Genomic DNA, 16668 nt, shown 5'->3' on the forward strand with positions numbered 1-16668 from the left:
GCTCGACTACTGGCGCACCGCCCTGGCCGACCTGCCGGAGATCCTGCCGCTGCCCACCGACCGGCCCCGCCCCCCGCACCAGTCGTTCCGCGGCGCCACCGTCCGCTTCGACGTCGAACCCGACCTGCACCGCCGACGCCGCCCACGGCACCACCGTGTTCATGGCCGTGCACGCCGCCCTGGCGGTGCTGCTGGCGCGACTGTCGGGCAGCGACGACATCGCGGTGGGCACTCCCATCGCCGGCCGGGGGCATCGTGCCCTCGACGATCTGGTCGGCATGTTCGTCAACACCCTGGTGCTGCGCACCCCGGTCACCCCGGCCCTGCCGTTCACCGACCACCTCGAACGCACCCGCGAGGTCGATCTCGCCGCCTTCGGCCACGCAGACCTGCCCTTCGAGAAGCTCGTCGACGCTCTCGCCCCCACCCGCGCCACCGACCATGCCCCGCTCGTCCAGGTGGTCCTCGAATTCCAGAACAACGAACGCGCCCACCTGCAGCTGCCGGACCTGACCGTCGACGCCCTCGACGCCGACGCCCCCGTCGCCAAGTTCGACCTGCAGCTGACGATGGGGGAGAACCCGCCCGCCGGTCCCGACCCCGCCGGCATGACCGGCGCCTTCACCTTCGCCACCGACCTGTTCGACGCCGCCACCGTCACCACCTTCGCCGAGCGGTTCGTGCGGCTGCTCACCGCCGTCACCACCGACCCCGCCCGGCCCGTCGGCGACCTCGACCTGCTCGACCCGGCCGAACGACCCGCGCCCGCGCCCCGCCCCGTCCGGCACGCCGAGACCCTCACCGCCGTCTTCGCGCGGTCCGTCGCCGCCGGACCCGACACGGTCGCGATCACCGCCCCCACCGACCCGGCCACCCCGGCGCTGACCTACCGCGAACTCGCCGCGCGGGCCCGCCGCCTGGCCCGGGACCTGATCGCCCACGGCGCCGGACCCGACCGGCTCGTCGCCGTCGCCGTGCCCCGCTCCACCGACCTGATCGTCACCCTGCTCGCCGTCCTCGAGACCGGCGCCGGATACCTGCCCGTCGACGTGTCCTACCCGCCGGAGCGGCTCGCGTTCCTCTTCGACGACGCCCGGCCGGTGTGCATCGTCAGCACCACCGCCGACACCGCCGCCCTGCCCGCCGGGGACACCCCGGTGCTGCTGCTCGACACCCCCGACACCGCCGCCCGGCTCGCCGACCTACCCGACGGCCCGCTCACCGACGCCGACCGGCTCGGAGCGCTGCACCCCGACCACGCCGCCTACGTCATCTACACCTCCGGCTCGACCGGCCGCCCCAAGGGCGTCGTCGTCCCGCACCGCAACGTCGTCACCCTCCTCGCCGAAACCCAGGGCCGGTTCGGGTTCGACGAGCACGACGTGTGGACCATGTTCCACTCCTACGCCTTCGACTTCTCGGTGTGGGAACTGTGGGGCGCCCTCGCCTACGGTGGCCGCCTCGTCGTCGTCGACCACCACACCGCCCGCTCCCCGGAGGCATTCCTCGACCTGCTGCGCCGCGAGCACGTCACCGTGCTCAACCAGACACCGACCGCGTTCTACCAGCTGATCGAGGCCGACCGCGCCGCCGGCGACCACACCCTGTCGCTGCGCTACGTCGTCTTCGGCGGCGAGGCCCTCGACCTCGCCCAGCTCGAACGCTGGTATCGCCGCCACCCGGACACCGCCCCGGCGCTGGTGAACATGTACGGCATCACCGAAACCACCGTGCACGTGACCCTGCAGCCGCTGGACCGGCAGTTCGCCGCGACCGCCTCGGCCAGCGTCATCGGCGACGCCATCCCCGGCCTGACGGTGCACGTCCTCGACCGGCGCCTGCACCCGGTGCCGACGGGCGTGATCGGCGAGATGTACGTCTCCGGGGACCAGGCCGCCCGCGGCTACCTCGGCCGCCCCGACCTGACCGCCGCGCGCTTCGTCGCCGACCCGTTCGCCGGCCCGGGCGCGCGCATGTACCGCACCGGCGACCTCGCCCGCCGCCGCCGCGACGGCCGGCTCGAATACCTCGGCCGCAGCGACTTCCAGGTGCAGCTGCACGGTTTCCGCATCGAGCTGGGGGAGGTGGAGGCGGCGTTGCTGCGCTGCCCGGGCGTCGCCCGCGCCGTCGTCGTGCTCCACCGCGACGAGCGGGCCGCCGACCGCCTCGTCGGATACGTGGTTCCGGAGACCGGCGCGACCGTCGACGTGGCCGCCACACTCGAGCAGGTCGCCGTCGGTCTCGCCGCCTACATGGTCCCGGCCACCCTCGTCGTCCTCGACACCCTGCCGGTCACGGCCACCGGCAAACTCGACCGCAGGGCACTGCCCGACCCCGACTTCGGCGCGCTGGCCACCACGACCCGCGCCCCCGCCGGCCACCTCGAAAGGCAGCTCGTCGAGCTGTTCGCGCAGGTCCTCGGCCTCGACACGGTCGGCGTGGACGACTCGTTCTTCGCGCTCGGCGGGGACAGCATCATGTCCATCCAGCTGGTCTCACGCGCCCGCGCCGACGGCATCGAGCTGAGCCCCCGGGACGTGTTCGAACGCAAGACCCCCGCCTCGCTCGCCGCCGTCGCCACCCTCGGCGACGGCCCCGCCGTCCTCGCGGAGCTGCCCGGCCGCGGCGTCGGCGCCGTCCCCCTGACCCCGATCGTGCGGTGGATGCTCGAACGCGGCGGTAGCATCGACCGCTACTCGCAGGCCGCGCTGTTGCGGCTGCCCGCCGGGTTGGACCGTGCCACCCTGACGGCCACGCTGCAGGCGGTGCTGGACCGGCACGACATCCTCCGCGCCCGCCTCGTCCCCGACGTCGACGACCCCGCCGGCGTCGGCCTGCAGGTCCGCGGCCCCGGCGCGGTCACCGCCGACCCGCTCATCCACCGCGTCCCCGTCACCACCGCCGCCGACACCGACGACTTCTTCGCCCTCGCCGCCGCCGAACTCGACGCCGCCGCCGACCGCCTCGACACCGCCGCCGGAATCCTGCTGCAGGCGGTGTGGTTCGACGCCGCCGCCGGCGCCGGGCGCCTGCTGCTGGTCGTGCACCACCTCGCCGTCGACGGGGTGTCCTGGCGCATCCTCGTCCCCGACCTCGCAACCGCGTGGGCCGCCGCCCGTCACGGCACCGCGATCGAGGACACCCCCGCCGGCACCTCCGTGCGACGCTGGGCGCACGCCCTCGTCGACGCCGCGCACCGCGCCGACAGTGTCGCCGAACTCGACCGCTGGACCGCGATCCTCGACGGGGACGACCCGCTGCTCGGGGACCGTCCGCTCGACCCGGTCGTCGACACCAACGCCACGGTCCGCACCCTGGCCACCGACCTGCCCGCCGACGTCACCGCAGCGCTGCTGACCACGGTGCCCGGCGCGTTCCACGGCACCGTCAACGACGGCCTGCTCACCGCCCTGGCACTGGCGGTCACCGCCTGGCGCCGCGACCGCGGCACCGTCACCGACGACGTCCTGATCGCGCTCGAGGGTCACGGCCGCGAAACCGCCGTCGCCCCCGGCGCGGACCTCTCCCACACCGTCGGGTGGTTCACCACCATTCATCCGGTCCGGTTCGACCTGAGCGATGTCGACCTGCCGGATGCGCTCGACGGCGGCGACGCTGCCGGCGCCGCCGTCAAGGCTGTCAAGGAACAACTCGCCGCCGTCCCCGACCACGGCATCGGGTTCGGCCTGCTGCGCTACCTCAACGCCGACACCGCCGCCCGGTTGCGCACCCGCCCCGCCCCGCAGATCAGCTTCAACTACCTGGGTCGGCTCACCCCGGGCGTCACCGACGCGGACACCCCGTGGCTCCCGGTCGACGCCTTCGACCGGGGCGGCGCGCAGAGCCCGGATATGCCGGCCGCCGCGGTCGTCGACATCAACGCCGTCACCGTGCCCACCACCGACGGGCCCGTGCTGCGCGCCACCTGGTCCTACCCGCAGCACCTGCTCACCGACGCCGACGTCGCCGCCCTCACCGAGCGGTGGGCGGCCGCCGCCGCCGCCCTCGCCCGACACGTCCACCGCCCGCACGCCGGGGGCCTGACCCCGTCCGACGTGCCCCTCGTCGCCCTCGACCAGCCCGCCCTCGACCGCCTCGAACGCCACTACCGCGCGGCCGGGCACGCCGGCGGCCTGGCCACCGTGTGGCCCGTCGCCCCGCTGCAGGCCGGGTTGCTGTTCCACGCCCTGCTCGCCGAGCAGTCCGCCGACGCCTACGTCGTCCAACTCGTCCTCGACCTGCAGGGCACCGTGGACCCGGACCGGCTGCGCCGCGCCGCGCAACTGCTGCTCGACCGCCACCCCAACCTGCGGGCCGCGTTCGCCGACGACGGCTCCGGCGGCTTCGTGCAGGTCGTGCCCGCCCGCGTCGACCTGCCCTGGACGGTGCTCGACCTGACCGGCCTCGACGACCCGGACCGCCAGGCGGCGCGCCTGCTCGACGAGGACCGCCGCACCCGTTTCGACACCGCCGTCGCCCCGCTGCTGCGCGCCACCCTCGTGCGGGTCGCCGCCGACCGGTACCGACTGGCCCTGACCAACCACCACATCCTGCTCGACGGCTGGTCCACTCCGCTGCTGGTCAAGGATCTGCTGCTGCTCTACGCCACCGACGGCGACACCGCGGCCCTCGGCCGCCCGCGCAGCTACGGCGACTACCTGCGGTGGCTGGCCGGGCAGGACACCGACGTCGCCGCGGACGCCTGGGCCCACGCCCTCGCCGGCCTCGACGAACCCACCCTGCTCGCCCCCACCCACCGGCCCGGTCGCACCGCCGCGGTCTCGCAAGATCTCGACCTGGACCTTCCGGGTGGGCTCGCCGCGCGCCTCGACGCCGTCGCCGCCGACCGCGGCGTGACCGTCAACACCGTGGTGCAGACCGCGTGGGCGCTCGTGCTCGGTGCGCTCACCGGCCGCGACGACGTCGTCTTCGGCGCCACCGTCTCCGGCCGGCCCCCGCAGGTCACCGGAATCGAGTCGATGGTGGGGCTGTTCATCAACACCGTCCCGGTCCGGGTCACCGTGCGCCCCGCCGAGACCCTCGGCGCCCTGCTCGACCGGGTACAGGCCGAGCAGGCGGCCCTGCTCGACCACCACCACATCGGACTGAGCACCATCGAACGCCGGGTCGGCGCCGCCGCCGGCTTCGACACCCTCACCGTGTTCGAGTCCTACCCGGTGGACCGGGCCGGTCTGACCGAGGACACCGACATCGCCGGGATGCGGGTGGCCGGGATCAGCGGCCACGACGCCACGCACTACCCGCTGAGCATCGTCGCCCACCCGGCCGGCAGCGGGGACACCGCCACCCTGCACCTGCGGCTGAAGTACCTGCCCGAAGTCTTCGACCGTGCGACCGTCGAGACCGTCGCCCACCGCATCGAGAAGGTCCTGACCGCCCTCGCCGGCGATCTGCACGCCCCGGCCGCGGCCGTCGACGTGCTCGTCGGCGACGAACGCGCCGCCCTGGCCCCGGTCCGTGGTCCCGTCGGCGGCACCACCCACACCCTGCCGGAGCTGTTCGGCGCGACCGCCGCCGCGCACCCGGACGCCGTCGCGATCGTCGACGGCGCCACCCGGTGGACCTACCGCCGCCTCGACGACTGGTCCACCCGCGCCGCACGCGTCCTGACCGACCTCGGCGTGGGCCCGGAAACCTTCGTGGCCCTGGGCATCTCGCGGTCGCTGCATTCGGTGGCCGCGATGTGGGCCGTCACCAAGACCGGTGCCGCGTTCGTGCCCGTCGACCCGAACTATCCCACCGACCGCATCGCCTTCATGCTCGCCGACAGCGGCGCCGCCCTCGGGCTCACCACCGCCGCACACCACGACACCCTGCCCGGCACCGTCCGCTGGCTCACCGTCGACACCGACGACTTCGCCGCCCGGCTCGCCGACACCCCCGCCGGGCCCCTCGGCGACGCCGACCGCCGCGGCCCCCTGCGGCTGGACCACCCCGCCTACCTCATCTACACCTCCGGTTCCACCGGCCGCCCGAAGGGTGTGGTGACCACCCACCGCAGCCTCGAGAACTTCGCCCTCGACCAGCGGGAGCGGTTCGGGGCCGGACCCGACGCCACCGTCATGCACTTCTCCTCCCCGAGCTTCGACGCCTCGATCTTCGAGTACCTGCTCGCGTTCGGTTCCGGCGCCGCCCTCGCGGTCGTACCGCCCACCGTGTACGGCGGTGAGGAACTCGCCCGCGTCCTGCGCGAGCACGGCGTCACCCACGGCTTCATCACCCCCGCCGCCCTCGCCTCCCTGCCCGCCGCCGACCTCGACGCCTTCGCCGACCTCGCCGTCGGCGGTGAGGCCTGGCCGGCCGAACTACGCGACACCTGGGCACCCGGCCGGCGCCTGGTCAACGCCTACGGCCCCACCGAGACCACGATCATGGCCGCGATCAGCGCCCCGATGACCGCCGCCGGCCCCATCACCCTCGGGGGACCGCTGCGCGGTGTCCGCGCCGTCGTCCTCGACGCCGCCCTGCGCCCCGTGCCCGCCGGCGTCGCCGGCGAGCTGTACCTCGGCGGCCTCGGCCTGGCCCGCGGCTACCACGCCCGCCCCCACCTGACCGCCGCCCGGTTCGTCGCCGACCCGTTCGGGACGCCGGGGGAGCGGCTGTACCGCACCGGCGACGTGGTGCGCTGGACCGACGCCCTCGAACTGGAATACGTGGGCCGCACCGACTTCCAGGTCAAGGTCCGCGGGTTCCGCATCGAACTCGGCGAGATCGACGCCGCGTTGTGCAGCCACCCGGACGTCGCGTTCGCCGCGACCCTCGGCCACACCGCGCCCTCCGGGGAGACGGTGCTCGTCGCCTACGTGCTGCCCACCCCCGGCCACGAAATCGGCACCGACATCCTGCGCGCGCACGTCGGCGACCGGCTGCCCGCGCACATGGTGCCCGCCGCGGTCGTCGTCCTCGACGAGATCCCGCTCACCCCGGTCGGCAAACTCGACCGCCGCGCCCTGCCCGCACCGGACCTGTCCGGCGGCAGCGGGGACTACATCCCACCGGCCGACGAACTCGAAACCGCCGTCGCCGGGGTGTTCGCCGACGTCCTCGGCCTCGACCGGGTCTCGGTGACCGACAACTTCTTCGACATCGGCGGCAACTCCCTCGTCGCAACCCGCGCCGCGTCGCGTCTCGGCGCCGCCCTCGGCGTCGACCTCGGGGTACGGGCCCTGTTCGAAGCCCCGACCGTCCGCGCCCTCGCGGCCCGGCTCGCCGCGACCCCGGGCACCGAACCGGCCACCGGTGCCGGACCGGTCCGCCGCCCCCGCCCGGACCGCATCCCCCTGTCCCCGGCCCAGCAACGGATGTGGTTCGTCAACCAGTTCGACACCAGCTCCCCGGCCTACAACATTCCGCTCGCGATCCGGCTGACCGGTCATCTGTCCGTCGCCGCGCTCGACACCGCCGTCCGCGACGTCCTGGCCCGGCACGAGAGCCTGCGCACCGTCTACCCGGCCGGCCCCGACGGGCCCGTGCAGCGGATCCTCGACGCCGACGACGTCGGTCTCACCGTCGACGTCGTGCCCGCCACCGAGGACACCGTCCTCGCCGCCGCCGCGGAGTTCGCCGCCACCGGATTCGACGTCACCGTCGACGTGCCGCTGCGGGCGCGGGTGTATGCGCTCGGCCGCGACGAGCACCTCGCCGTCCTCGTCGTCCACCACATCGCCGGGGACGGCTTCTCCACCGGGCCCCTCGCCCGCGACCTGATGACCGCCTACCGCTCACGCACCCGCGGCGACGCCCCCGCCTGGGCGCCACTGGACGTGCAGTACGCCGACTACACCCTCTGGCAGGTCGGCCGCCTCGGCGACGCCGCCGTCCCCGGCTCCCTCGCCGCCACCCAGCTCGACTACTGGCGCACCGCCCTGGCCGGCCTGCCCGAAGTCCTCGCCCTGCCCACCGACCGGCCGCGGCCCGCACAGCAGTCCTTCCGCGGCGACGTCGTCCGCTTCCCGATCGACGCCGCCCTGCACGAACGCCTCACCCGCCTCGCCGCCGCCCGCGGCACGACCGTGTTCATGGCCGTGCACGCGGTGCTGGCGGTGCTGCTGGCGCGGTTGTCGGGCAGCGACGACATCGCGGTGGGCACTCCCATCGCCGGCCGGGGGCATCGTGCCCTCGACGATCTGGTCGGCATGTTCGTCAACACCCTGGTGCTGCGCACCCACGTTCCCGGACAGCGCACCTACGCCGATCTGCTCACCGCCGTCACCACCACCGACCTCGACGCCTTCGCCCACGCCGACGTCCCCTTCGAACAGGTCGTCGAAGCCGTCGACCCGGCCCGTTCCACGGCCCACGCGCCGCTGTTCCAGGTCTCGCTCGAATTCCAGAACACCGCACGTCCCCGCCTCGAACTGCCGCACCTGACCGTCAGTGGCGTGCCGCTCGACCCGACGGTCGCCAACTTCGACCTCGAACTGCTCCTCGGCGAGAACCACGACGACACCGGCGCCCCCGCCGGCTTCGACGCCGCCCTCGTCTACGCCACCGACCTGTTCGACGCCGACACGGTCACCGCCTTCGCGGACCGGTTCGTCCGCCTGCTCGACGCCGTCACCGCCGCCCCCGACACCCCCGTCGGCGACATCGACCTCGTCACCGACGAGGAGCGTCGTGCCCTGGTCCCCGCCCACGGCCCGCACACCCTCGGCACCCGGGTGTGGCCGCAGATCCTCGCCGACGCCGTCGCCGTCGACCCGGACGCCCTCGCCGTCGTCGACGGGCCCCGCCGCGCCACCTACCGCGAACTCGACGCCCACTCGAGCCGCCTCGCCCGGATGCTCGTCGACTACGGTGTCGGCCCCGAGACGGTCGTCGCCCTCGGTCTGCCCCGCAGCCTCGACTCCGTGACCGCCCTGTGGGCCGTGACCAAGACCGGCGCCGCGTTCGTGCCCGTCGACCCGAGCTACCCGCGTGAACGCATCGAGTACATGCTCACCGACAGCGGTGCCGCCCTCGGCCTCACCGTCACCGCCCATCGCGACGGGCTGCCCGCCACCGTGCCGTGGTTCGCGCTGGACTCCGCCACCACCGTCGCCGAACTCGCGCCGTACGCACCCGAGCCCCCGACCGACGCCGAGCGCACCGCGACCCTCGAACCCGACCATCCCGCCTACCTGATCTACACCTCCGGGTCGACCGGCCGCCCCAAGGGCGTCGTGCTCACCCACCGCGGCCTGTCCGACCTCGCCGTCGAGGAACACCTGCACCTCGACGTCCGGCCCGGCAGCCGCGTCTCGCACCTGGCCTCGCCGAGCTTCGACGCCTCGGTGTTCGAACAGATGATGGCCCTCTCGGCCGGTGCCACCCTCGTGATCGTGCCCCCGGCCGTGTACGGCGGCGACGAACTCGCCGAGGTCCTGCACGCCGAACAGGTCACGCACGCGTTCATCACCCCGACCGCGCTGGCCTCCCTCGACCCGGACACCGTCGACAGCGTGGGGGTTCTCCTCGTCGCCGGTGAGGCCTGCCCTCCCGAACTCGTCGCCCGGTGGGCCCCCGGCCGCCGCCTGGTCGACGCCTACGGCCCCACCGAGGCGACCATCATGACCTCCATCAGCGATCCTTTGGCGCCGGGGGAACCCGTCACCATCGGCCGGCCCACCCGCGCCTTCCACGCCGTCGTCCTCGACGCCCGGCTGCGACCGGTGCCCGTCGGGGTCGCCGGTGAGTTGTACGTCGCGGGACCGGGCCTCGCGCGGGGCTACCACGCCCGCCCCGACCTGACCGCCGCGCGGTTCGTCGCCGACCCGTTCGGGGCGCCGGGGGAGCGGCTGTACCGCACCGGCGACGTGGTGCGCTGGACCAAGGACCACAGCCTCGAATACGTCGGTCGCTCCGATTTCCAGGTCAAGGTCCGCGGGTTCCGCATCGAACTCGCCGAGATCGACGCCGCGCTCACCGGGCACCGGGACGTGGTGTTCGCGCACACCGTCGGCCGCACCGCCCCGTCCGGGGAGACCGTCCTCGCCTCGTACGTCCTGCCGGCCCCCGGCAGCGCCCCCGATCCCGCCGACATAAAAGCATTTGCGGCGCAACAACTTCCGGGCCACATGGTGCCGACCGCCGTGGTCGTGCTCGACAGGATCCCGCTCACGCCGGCCGGCAAACTGGACCGGCGGGCCCTCCCGGAGCCGGACTTCGCCGCGCTCGGCGGCACCTACCGCGCCCCGGCCACGGAACTCGAACACACCGTGGTGGGGGTATTCGTCGACTATCTCGGCCTGGACCGGGTCTCGGTCGACGACAACTTCTTCGACCTCGGCGGCACCTCGCTGCTCGCCACCCGGATGCTGCCGGCACTCGGTGAGCGCCTCGGGCGGCCCGTCCCGCTGCACTCGATCTTCACGCATCCGACCCCCGCCGGCCTCGCCGCCCACCTCGGGGGCCCGCAGGAACGCACCGGCATCGACGAGGCCCTGCAGGTGCTCGTCCCCCTGCGCGACGGCACCGGCGCACCGCTGTTCTGCGTCCACCCGGCCGCCGGGTTGTCGTGGGCCTACGCGCCGCTCGCCCAGCGCATCGGCGGCGACCGCCCCGTCTACGGGCTCCAGTTGCCCACTCTCAGTGGTGGTCCCGCCCCGGAGTCGGTCACCGCGCTGGCCCGGCGGTACGTCGAGGAGATCCGCCGTATCCAGCCGCACGGCCCCTATCACCTGCTCGGCTGGTCGCTCGGCGGCGTCGTCGCCCACGCCGTCGCCGTGGAACTGCGCCGGGGAGGGGAGCGGGTGGACACCCTCGCCCTGCTCGACAGTCACCTCAGCGTCCGGGGCGCCGGCTCGGTCGGGATCCGCGACATGCTCCGCGATCTGGGTGTGCCGTTCGACGCCGAACAGGAACCGACCTACGAGCAGGCGTCGGAGCTGCTCGATGCGGCGCTGGGCGGCGACACCGGTCTGACCGCCGCGCACCTCGAGCGGATCCACCGGGGCTCGGCCGCCGCGTTGCGGGCCGCCCGCCGGCACGCGCCCGCCACCTTCGACGGGGACGTGCTGTTCTTCACCGCCGTCCGGTCCGCCGCTCCGGTCGCGGCGGTCGCGGCCTGGCACAACGTGGTGTCGGGGGAGATCCACCAGTACCGGATCGACTGCGATCACCACGAGATGGTGTCCCCGCACGCGGTCGAGGCGATCGTGCAGGTCCTGTCGGCGCGACTGGCGGACCCGGCGGTCACTGGCGCGGGCCCACGGAACTGAAATCGCCGTCCGGACAGCATCTTCCGTATCCCCGCGGACGATCACGGACAAGGCGAGGTCCCGCAGCGAAGGGGAGACCCCGGCGATCGACGGACGTGTCGCGGCGGTGCCCCGAGATCGGCGCCCGCTCACCGTCCGAGGCGCCCGATCACCGTCCCAGCGGGCTGTAGAAGACCAACCCGTTGCCCTTGTTGTCGTAGACCACGGCGCGGCGCTCGTGCGCGTCGTCGTACGGGCCCTGCACGATGCCGCCGCCGGCTTCTTCGATGGCCTTCGCGGCGGCATCGACGTCGGCGGTCTTGATGCCGACGACCACCTGGCCGTGGATCGGATGGTCGACTGCGGTCGCGAGCGCGAGGGTGACCCCGCCCCCGTCGAGGGCAGCGAAATGGGCGCCGTCCCGGAACTTCAACGCCATGCCCAGGGTCTCGTTGTAGAACCTGATGGACTCGTCGAGATCGTCGGTCGACAGCACGATCATCTTCACTTCATGGCTGCTCACGGATGCCTCCTTCGGCGAATGTCCCGAAAGCCTAACGTGATCGACACCGTGACATCGAGAGTCGATCGTCCCGTCGAACACCGGTCGACATGCCCGACCACTTTACGTCACTGTGACGAATAAGCCCGGGAGAAAACCCGGGCGAGGGGAGAGGATAGAGCCCGCATTACGGACCCGGTCGACCGGCCCGCGCGACGCCGACCCGGTCGGGCGATTCCGAAGCGTGCCGCCAACGGTCGCGAACGGGTGACCGCACCACCGCGGGTCGAACATCGGCGCGCTGGAGCACGAGAGGTCGGAGACTCGATCCGAAAATCGTCACTGTGACGAATTAGGTCCCGGCTGGGCCGGGCCGTGGAGGGGCGAGGCGGGTAGTACCGGAGCGCGAGCGAGGCCGCGTGGAGATCCGTGGAAGGCGGCCGGCGTCCGGTCCCGTCGGGTGCCCGCAGCCGCACGGTCCGGTGGCGAACCGCCGGCAGGAACGCCGGGCGGCGAGCGCCGCGGTTGCGGAAGCCGAGCGCCGGCAGTGCGGACACGCGTTGCCGGAAGCCTCGACACCCGACCGGGCCGCGCGCGGACAAACGGCTGGTCAACACCGCATCCCGAATTGCCGATAATGCACATTATGTCAAGTAGTGTGCCGGAAGCCTCCCCGCGGGAAGGTGGACCCCGGGTGCTCGAACCGATGCAGGCGCTCGAACCGGTGGATGTGCTCGAACCGGGCGCGCACCGGAGTGCCCCCGGCGGACGCGTCCGGCCTCGCCGCACCGTCGGCCGGCGGCGCGGCGTCCGGCCGGTCGCCCGCGTCGTCTCGTCGATCGACCGGATCGCCGCTTCGCACCGGCGGTCGTCCGGCGTGTCGGTCGGCACCGCGCGACCCGTCGGCGCCGTCCTGCGTGGGCCGGACGAGGCCCTCTCCCCGTCGAGCACTCCCGTGCGGACCCACTCACCTATTGCTGATAACAATACTGATGGATAATCACCGTTATCCATCACACGCCCACGGCGCGCGAGCATGCGCGCATTCCCGGCACGACGCCGCCTCCAACGCCGGGCCTCAGCACGCCCCGATTCGTTCCCCGCCCCCGGCCCCCGGACCGCCGCGCCCACGCCGCCCGCGATGTCCCGGCGGGGGCCGTCGCACACCACCACCACCACCACCACCTCCCCCTCGACGGGTGGATCGGCGACGTCGCCGGCCCGCTCCCCTCGTCGTACAGTCGGTTCGACGAACGGCAGGTCCGTGGGGCCGGCCCCGGATTCGGGAGGAACGGCGATGCCGCCGAACGTGTGGTTGACCCCGGGCGAGCTGTCGTCCCGGTCGGGGGTGGCGGTGTCCGCGCTGCACTACTACGAGGCCCGCGGCCTGATCGAGAGCAGACGCACCTCGGGGAACCGGCGCACCTACCGGCGCGACACGCTCCGTCGCCTGGCCTTCATCCGGGTCGCGCAGGGCGTGGGGGTCTCCCTCGACGAGATCCGGGAGGCGCTCGATTCGCTGCCGGACAGCCGGGTGCCCACCGCGGCGGACTGGGCGCGGTTGTCGCGGCAGTGGCACGACCGGCTCACCGAGCGGATCGAGGCCCTCACCGCCCTGCGGGACAGTTTCACCGAGTGCATCGGGTGCGGTTGCCTGAGCCTGGCGTCGTGCCCGTTGGCCAACCCCGGCGATGTGCTGGGCGCCCGGGGCCCGGGACCCCAGCGCCTGGGCGGGGCCGGGTCACACCGGTAGGCCGTGGCCGCCCGCCGGGTCGCACCGTTCCCGTCGGCCCCGGATGTCACACTGGTATCGCACAGGTGTACGACCGGGATGCGGGGAGGGTCATGACGGGCCGGGTGGATCCGGGGTTGCTGGACTGGGTGGCCGCGTACCTCGAGACGCTGCAGACGGCGAAGCGGTCCGCGCACACGATCAAGGCGTACCGGCTGGATCTGCAGGCGGTGTGCGGGGAACTCGCCGTCCGCCTCTCGGTCGCCCCGGACGAGCTGTGCGTGCAGGACATCACGATCCGGGCGATGCGTTCGGCGTTCGCCGCCTTCGCGCGGGAGCGGCAGCCGGCGTCGGTGCGGCGGGCCTGGTCGGTGTGGAACAGTTTCTGCAACTTCCTGGTCTCCGAAGGCGTGTCGGAGGGCAACCCGATGGCGTCGATCGCCCAGCCGAAGCGCCCCCAGCACACCCCGAAGTCGTTCACGCCCACGGCGATCGGGCAACTCGTGGACACCCTCACCGTCGAGGCGCAGCGCCCGGCCGCCTCGGGCCGGGAGTGGCCGCAGCGCGACCTGGCGCTGATCGCGACCTTGCTGCTGACCGGTATCCGTTCGGAGGAGCTGATCCGCCTCGACCTCGGCAGCGTGCTCGGCGGCACCCGTGCCCCCGTGCTGCGAGTGATGGGCAAGGGCACCGTGGAGCGGCAGATCCCGCTCGAGCAGAGCTGGACCGCGATCGTCTCGGCGTATCTCGAGGAGCGCTACACCCGGTTCCCGCCGACGCATCGGCCCCGGCGCGGCGACGACGAGACACTCGCGGTGTGGGAGCGCTATCCCCCGGCCGATCCGCTGTTCGTCGGCGCCGACGGCCGGCGTATCACGCGCGGCACCCTGCAGTACCGGGTGCGGCGGATGTACCGGATGGCGGGCATCGAGAGCGAGCGCAAGCGCGGCGCCCTCGCCCACGCGCTGCGGCACACCTTCGCCACCAGCCTGGCCGACGGCGGGGCGACGATGGTGGAGCTGCAGCAGTTGCTCGGCCACCGGTCACTGCAGACCGTGCAGATCTACACCTCGGCGACGGACGACGCGGTCCGGCACGCCGCCCGGCACAACCCGGTCTACGGGCTGCTGGACCGGCGCGAGTGACGTCGGGGCGGCGCGGTCACGGGACGCGTAAGCCTGTGGCGAGTGGGTATAGCTGACAGACTGGGGGCGGCGCGGGAGCCCCGCTGCTCCTCCGCCACCGATTGCCCGGTCGACCCGAGACATCGAGGAGCACGGAATGAGCATCCAGTCGGTTGAGCCACGTCGTCATCATGTGGTGGTGATCGGATCCGGATTCGGGGGTCTGTTCGCTACCAAGGCCCTCGCACGTGCCGACGTGGACGTCACCGTCGTCGCTCGGACCACCCATCACCTCTTCCAGCCGCTGCTGTACCAGGTGGCGACGGGCATCCTGTCGGTGGGTGACATCGCGCCGCCGACCCGGCTGGTGCTGCGCAAGCAGAAGAACGCCCAGGTACTGCTCGGCGACGTCGAGTCGATCGATCTGACGCGGCAGACCGTGACGTCCCGATTCCTCGAGCGGGAGACGGTCACGCCGTTCGACAGTCTGATCGTGGCCGCCGGGGCGGGCCAGTCGTATTTCGGCAACGACCACTTCGCCGAGTTCGCGCCCGGCATGAAGACGATCGACGACGCGCTCGAGTTGCGGGGCCGGATCCTGGGGGCGTTCGAGCAGGCGGAGCTGGCCGAGGACCCGGCCGAGCAGCGCCGGTTGCTGACGTTCGTGGTGGTCGGGGCGGGACCGACCGGGGTGGAACTCGCGGGACAGATCGCCGAGTTGTCCCATCACACGCTCCGGGGCGCGTTCCGCAACATCGATCCGGCGGCCGCCCGGGTGGTGCTGCTCGACGGGGCACCGGACGTGTTGCCGGTGTACGGGGGCAAGCTCAGCGCCAAGGCCCGCCAGACCCTCGAGAAGCTGGGGGTGGAGATCCAGCTCAACGCGATGGTCACCGACGTGGATGCGACGGGCCTGACGGTCAAGGACAAGGACGGCACCGAGCGCCGGATCGAATCGCAGTGCAAGGTGTGGTCGGCGGGCGTGTCGGCGAGTCCGCTGGGCCGCCGGCTCGCGGAGCAGTCCGGCGCCGAGATCGACCGGGCGGGCCGGGTCCTGGTGAATCCGGACCTGTCGCTGCCCGGTCATCCGAATGTGTTCGTCATCGGCGACATGATGTCGTTGGACAAGCTGCCGGGCCTGGCGCAGGTGGCGATGCAGGGCGGCAAGTACGCGGCGCGGCAGATCGTGGCGGGCCTGTCCGGTCACGATCCGGCCGAACGCAAGCCATTCAAGTATTTCGACAAGGGGTCGATGGCCACGATCAGCCGGTTCAGCGCGGTCGCGAAGGTCGGCAAGCTCGAGATCAGCGGGTTCGTCGGCTGGGTGGCCTGGCTGGGGATCCACCTGCTGTACCTGGTGGGCTTCTCGAGCAAGCTGTCGACCCTGCTGTCGTGGGCGACGACGTTCCTGACCCGGGGCCGCAACGAGATGGCCTCGACGGAGCAGCAGGTGTTTGCCCGCAACGCGATCGACCGGCTGCAGCGGCGTACCGAGGAGGCCGAGCGCGGCAGCGCCGGGCGACGCGCCGCGGGCTGAGCGGCGGGCGCCGGGGGCTCGAGGCCCGCGGCGCCGGTCAGTTGCCCAGGGCGTCGGGATCGAGGATGTTGGCCAGGCGCACCTGCCCGTGGGCGACGGTGCGGTGCTGCTCGTCGGTGATCGCGACCTGCCACAGCTGCTGGCTGCGTCCGCGCTGGATGGGGGTGGCGGTGGCGGTGAGCACCCCGTCGCGGGTGGCGCGGATGAAGTCGGTGTTGTTGTTGACGCCGACCACCTTGCCGCGGTCGCCGAGCCAGATGCTGCCGGCGAAGCTGGCGACGGATTCGACGACGGCGCAGTAGACGCCGCCGTGGACGATGCCGAACGGCTGGTGCTGGTTCGGGGTGACGGTCCAGTGGGCGCGGACCCGGTCGGGGCTCAGTTCGGTGAACTCGAGGCCGAGGACGGACCCGAAGCCGTCGTTGTGCTGGGCGGTGACGGCCGCGGGGTCGGAGAGTTGTTCCTGGGTGGGCAGATCGGTCATGTGTCACTCCGTCCGGGTCGTGCCAGCTCCCTGGCGCGGGCCCGGCGCCGGTCGCCGGGTCTGGAAGGGATGCTAGGACATCGCGGGGGGG

General features: G+C 73.1%; 6 protein-coding genes. 4 read left to right on the plus strand and 2 right to left on the minus strand.

Annotated features, from left to right (window positions below):
- Nucleotides 1-161 precede the first annotated feature (161 nt).
- On the plus strand, nt 162-11219 hold the full coding sequence (locus tag OEY_RS29130; protein WP_010596498.1) for an amino acid adenylation domain-containing protein: 11058 nt from the start codon (nt 162-164) through the stop codon (nt 11217-11219).
- Nucleotides 11220-11367: 148 nt separating this feature from the next.
- Here OEY_RS29130 and OEY_RS0125125 read toward each other — a convergent pair whose 3' ends face one another.
- The gene (locus tag OEY_RS0125125) at nt 11368-11721 is read right to left on the minus strand and encodes a VOC family protein (protein WP_010596499.1); all 354 of its coding nucleotides are present in this window, start codon (nt 11719-11721) and stop codon (nt 11368-11370) included.
- 1276 nt (nt 11722-12997) lie between these two features.
- Here OEY_RS0125125 and soxR point away from each other — a divergent pair.
- From soxR to OEY_RS0125145, 3 genes are all read left to right on the plus strand, one after another.
- Nucleotides 12998-13453 carry a redox-sensitive transcriptional activator SoxR gene (gene soxR, locus OEY_RS0125135; protein ID WP_010596501.1) on the plus strand — a complete coding sequence of 152 codons (456 nt, stop codon included), beginning with the start codon at nt 12998-13000 and terminating at the stop codon, nt 13451-13453.
- A 92-nt stretch (nt 13454-13545) separates the two neighbouring features.
- A complete protein-coding gene (locus tag OEY_RS0125140) occupies nt 13546-14577 on the plus strand; it encodes a tyrosine-type recombinase/integrase (protein ID WP_010596502.1) in 1032 nt (343 codons plus the stop codon).
- A gap of 136 nt (nt 14578-14713) precedes the next feature.
- The gene (locus OEY_RS0125145) at nt 14714-16093 is read left to right on the plus strand and encodes an NAD(P)/FAD-dependent oxidoreductase (protein WP_026138129.1); all 1380 of its coding nucleotides are present in this window, start codon (nt 14714-14716) and stop codon (nt 16091-16093) included.
- Nucleotides 16094-16130: 37 nt separating this feature from the next.
- On the opposite strand, the gene OEY_RS0125150 is transcribed toward OEY_RS0125145, so the two are convergent.
- The gene (locus OEY_RS0125150) at nt 16131-16577 is read right to left on the minus strand and encodes a PaaI family thioesterase (protein ID WP_010596504.1); all 447 of its coding nucleotides are present in this window, start codon (nt 16575-16577) and stop codon (nt 16131-16133) included.
- Between the last annotated feature and the right edge of the window lie 91 nt (nt 16578-16668).

The organism is Rhodococcus sp. P14, assembly GCF_000256505.1.
GTDB lineage: Bacteria > Actinomycetota > Actinomycetes > Mycobacteriales > Mycobacteriaceae > Rhodococcus > Rhodococcus ruber.

Coding starts and splice junctions, on each gene's coding strand:
- soxR (WP_010596501.1), top strand. CDS start 12,998: ATGCCGCCGAACGTGTGGTTGACCCCGGGCGAGCTGTCGTCCCGGTCG.
- OEY_RS0125140 (WP_010596502.1), top strand. CDS start 13,546: ATGACGGGCCGGGTGGATCCGGGGTTGCTGGACTGGGTGGCCGCGTAC.
- OEY_RS29130 (WP_010596498.1), top strand. CDS start 162: ATGGCCGTGCACGCCGCCCTGGCGGTGCTGCTGGCGCGACTGTCGGGC.
- OEY_RS0125145 (WP_026138129.1), top strand. CDS start 14,714: ATGAGCATCCAGTCGGTTGAGCCACGTCGTCATCATGTGGTGGTGATC.
- OEY_RS0125150 (WP_010596504.1), bottom strand. CDS start 16,577: ATGACCGATCTGCCCACCCAGGAACAACTCTCCGACCCCGCGGCCGTC.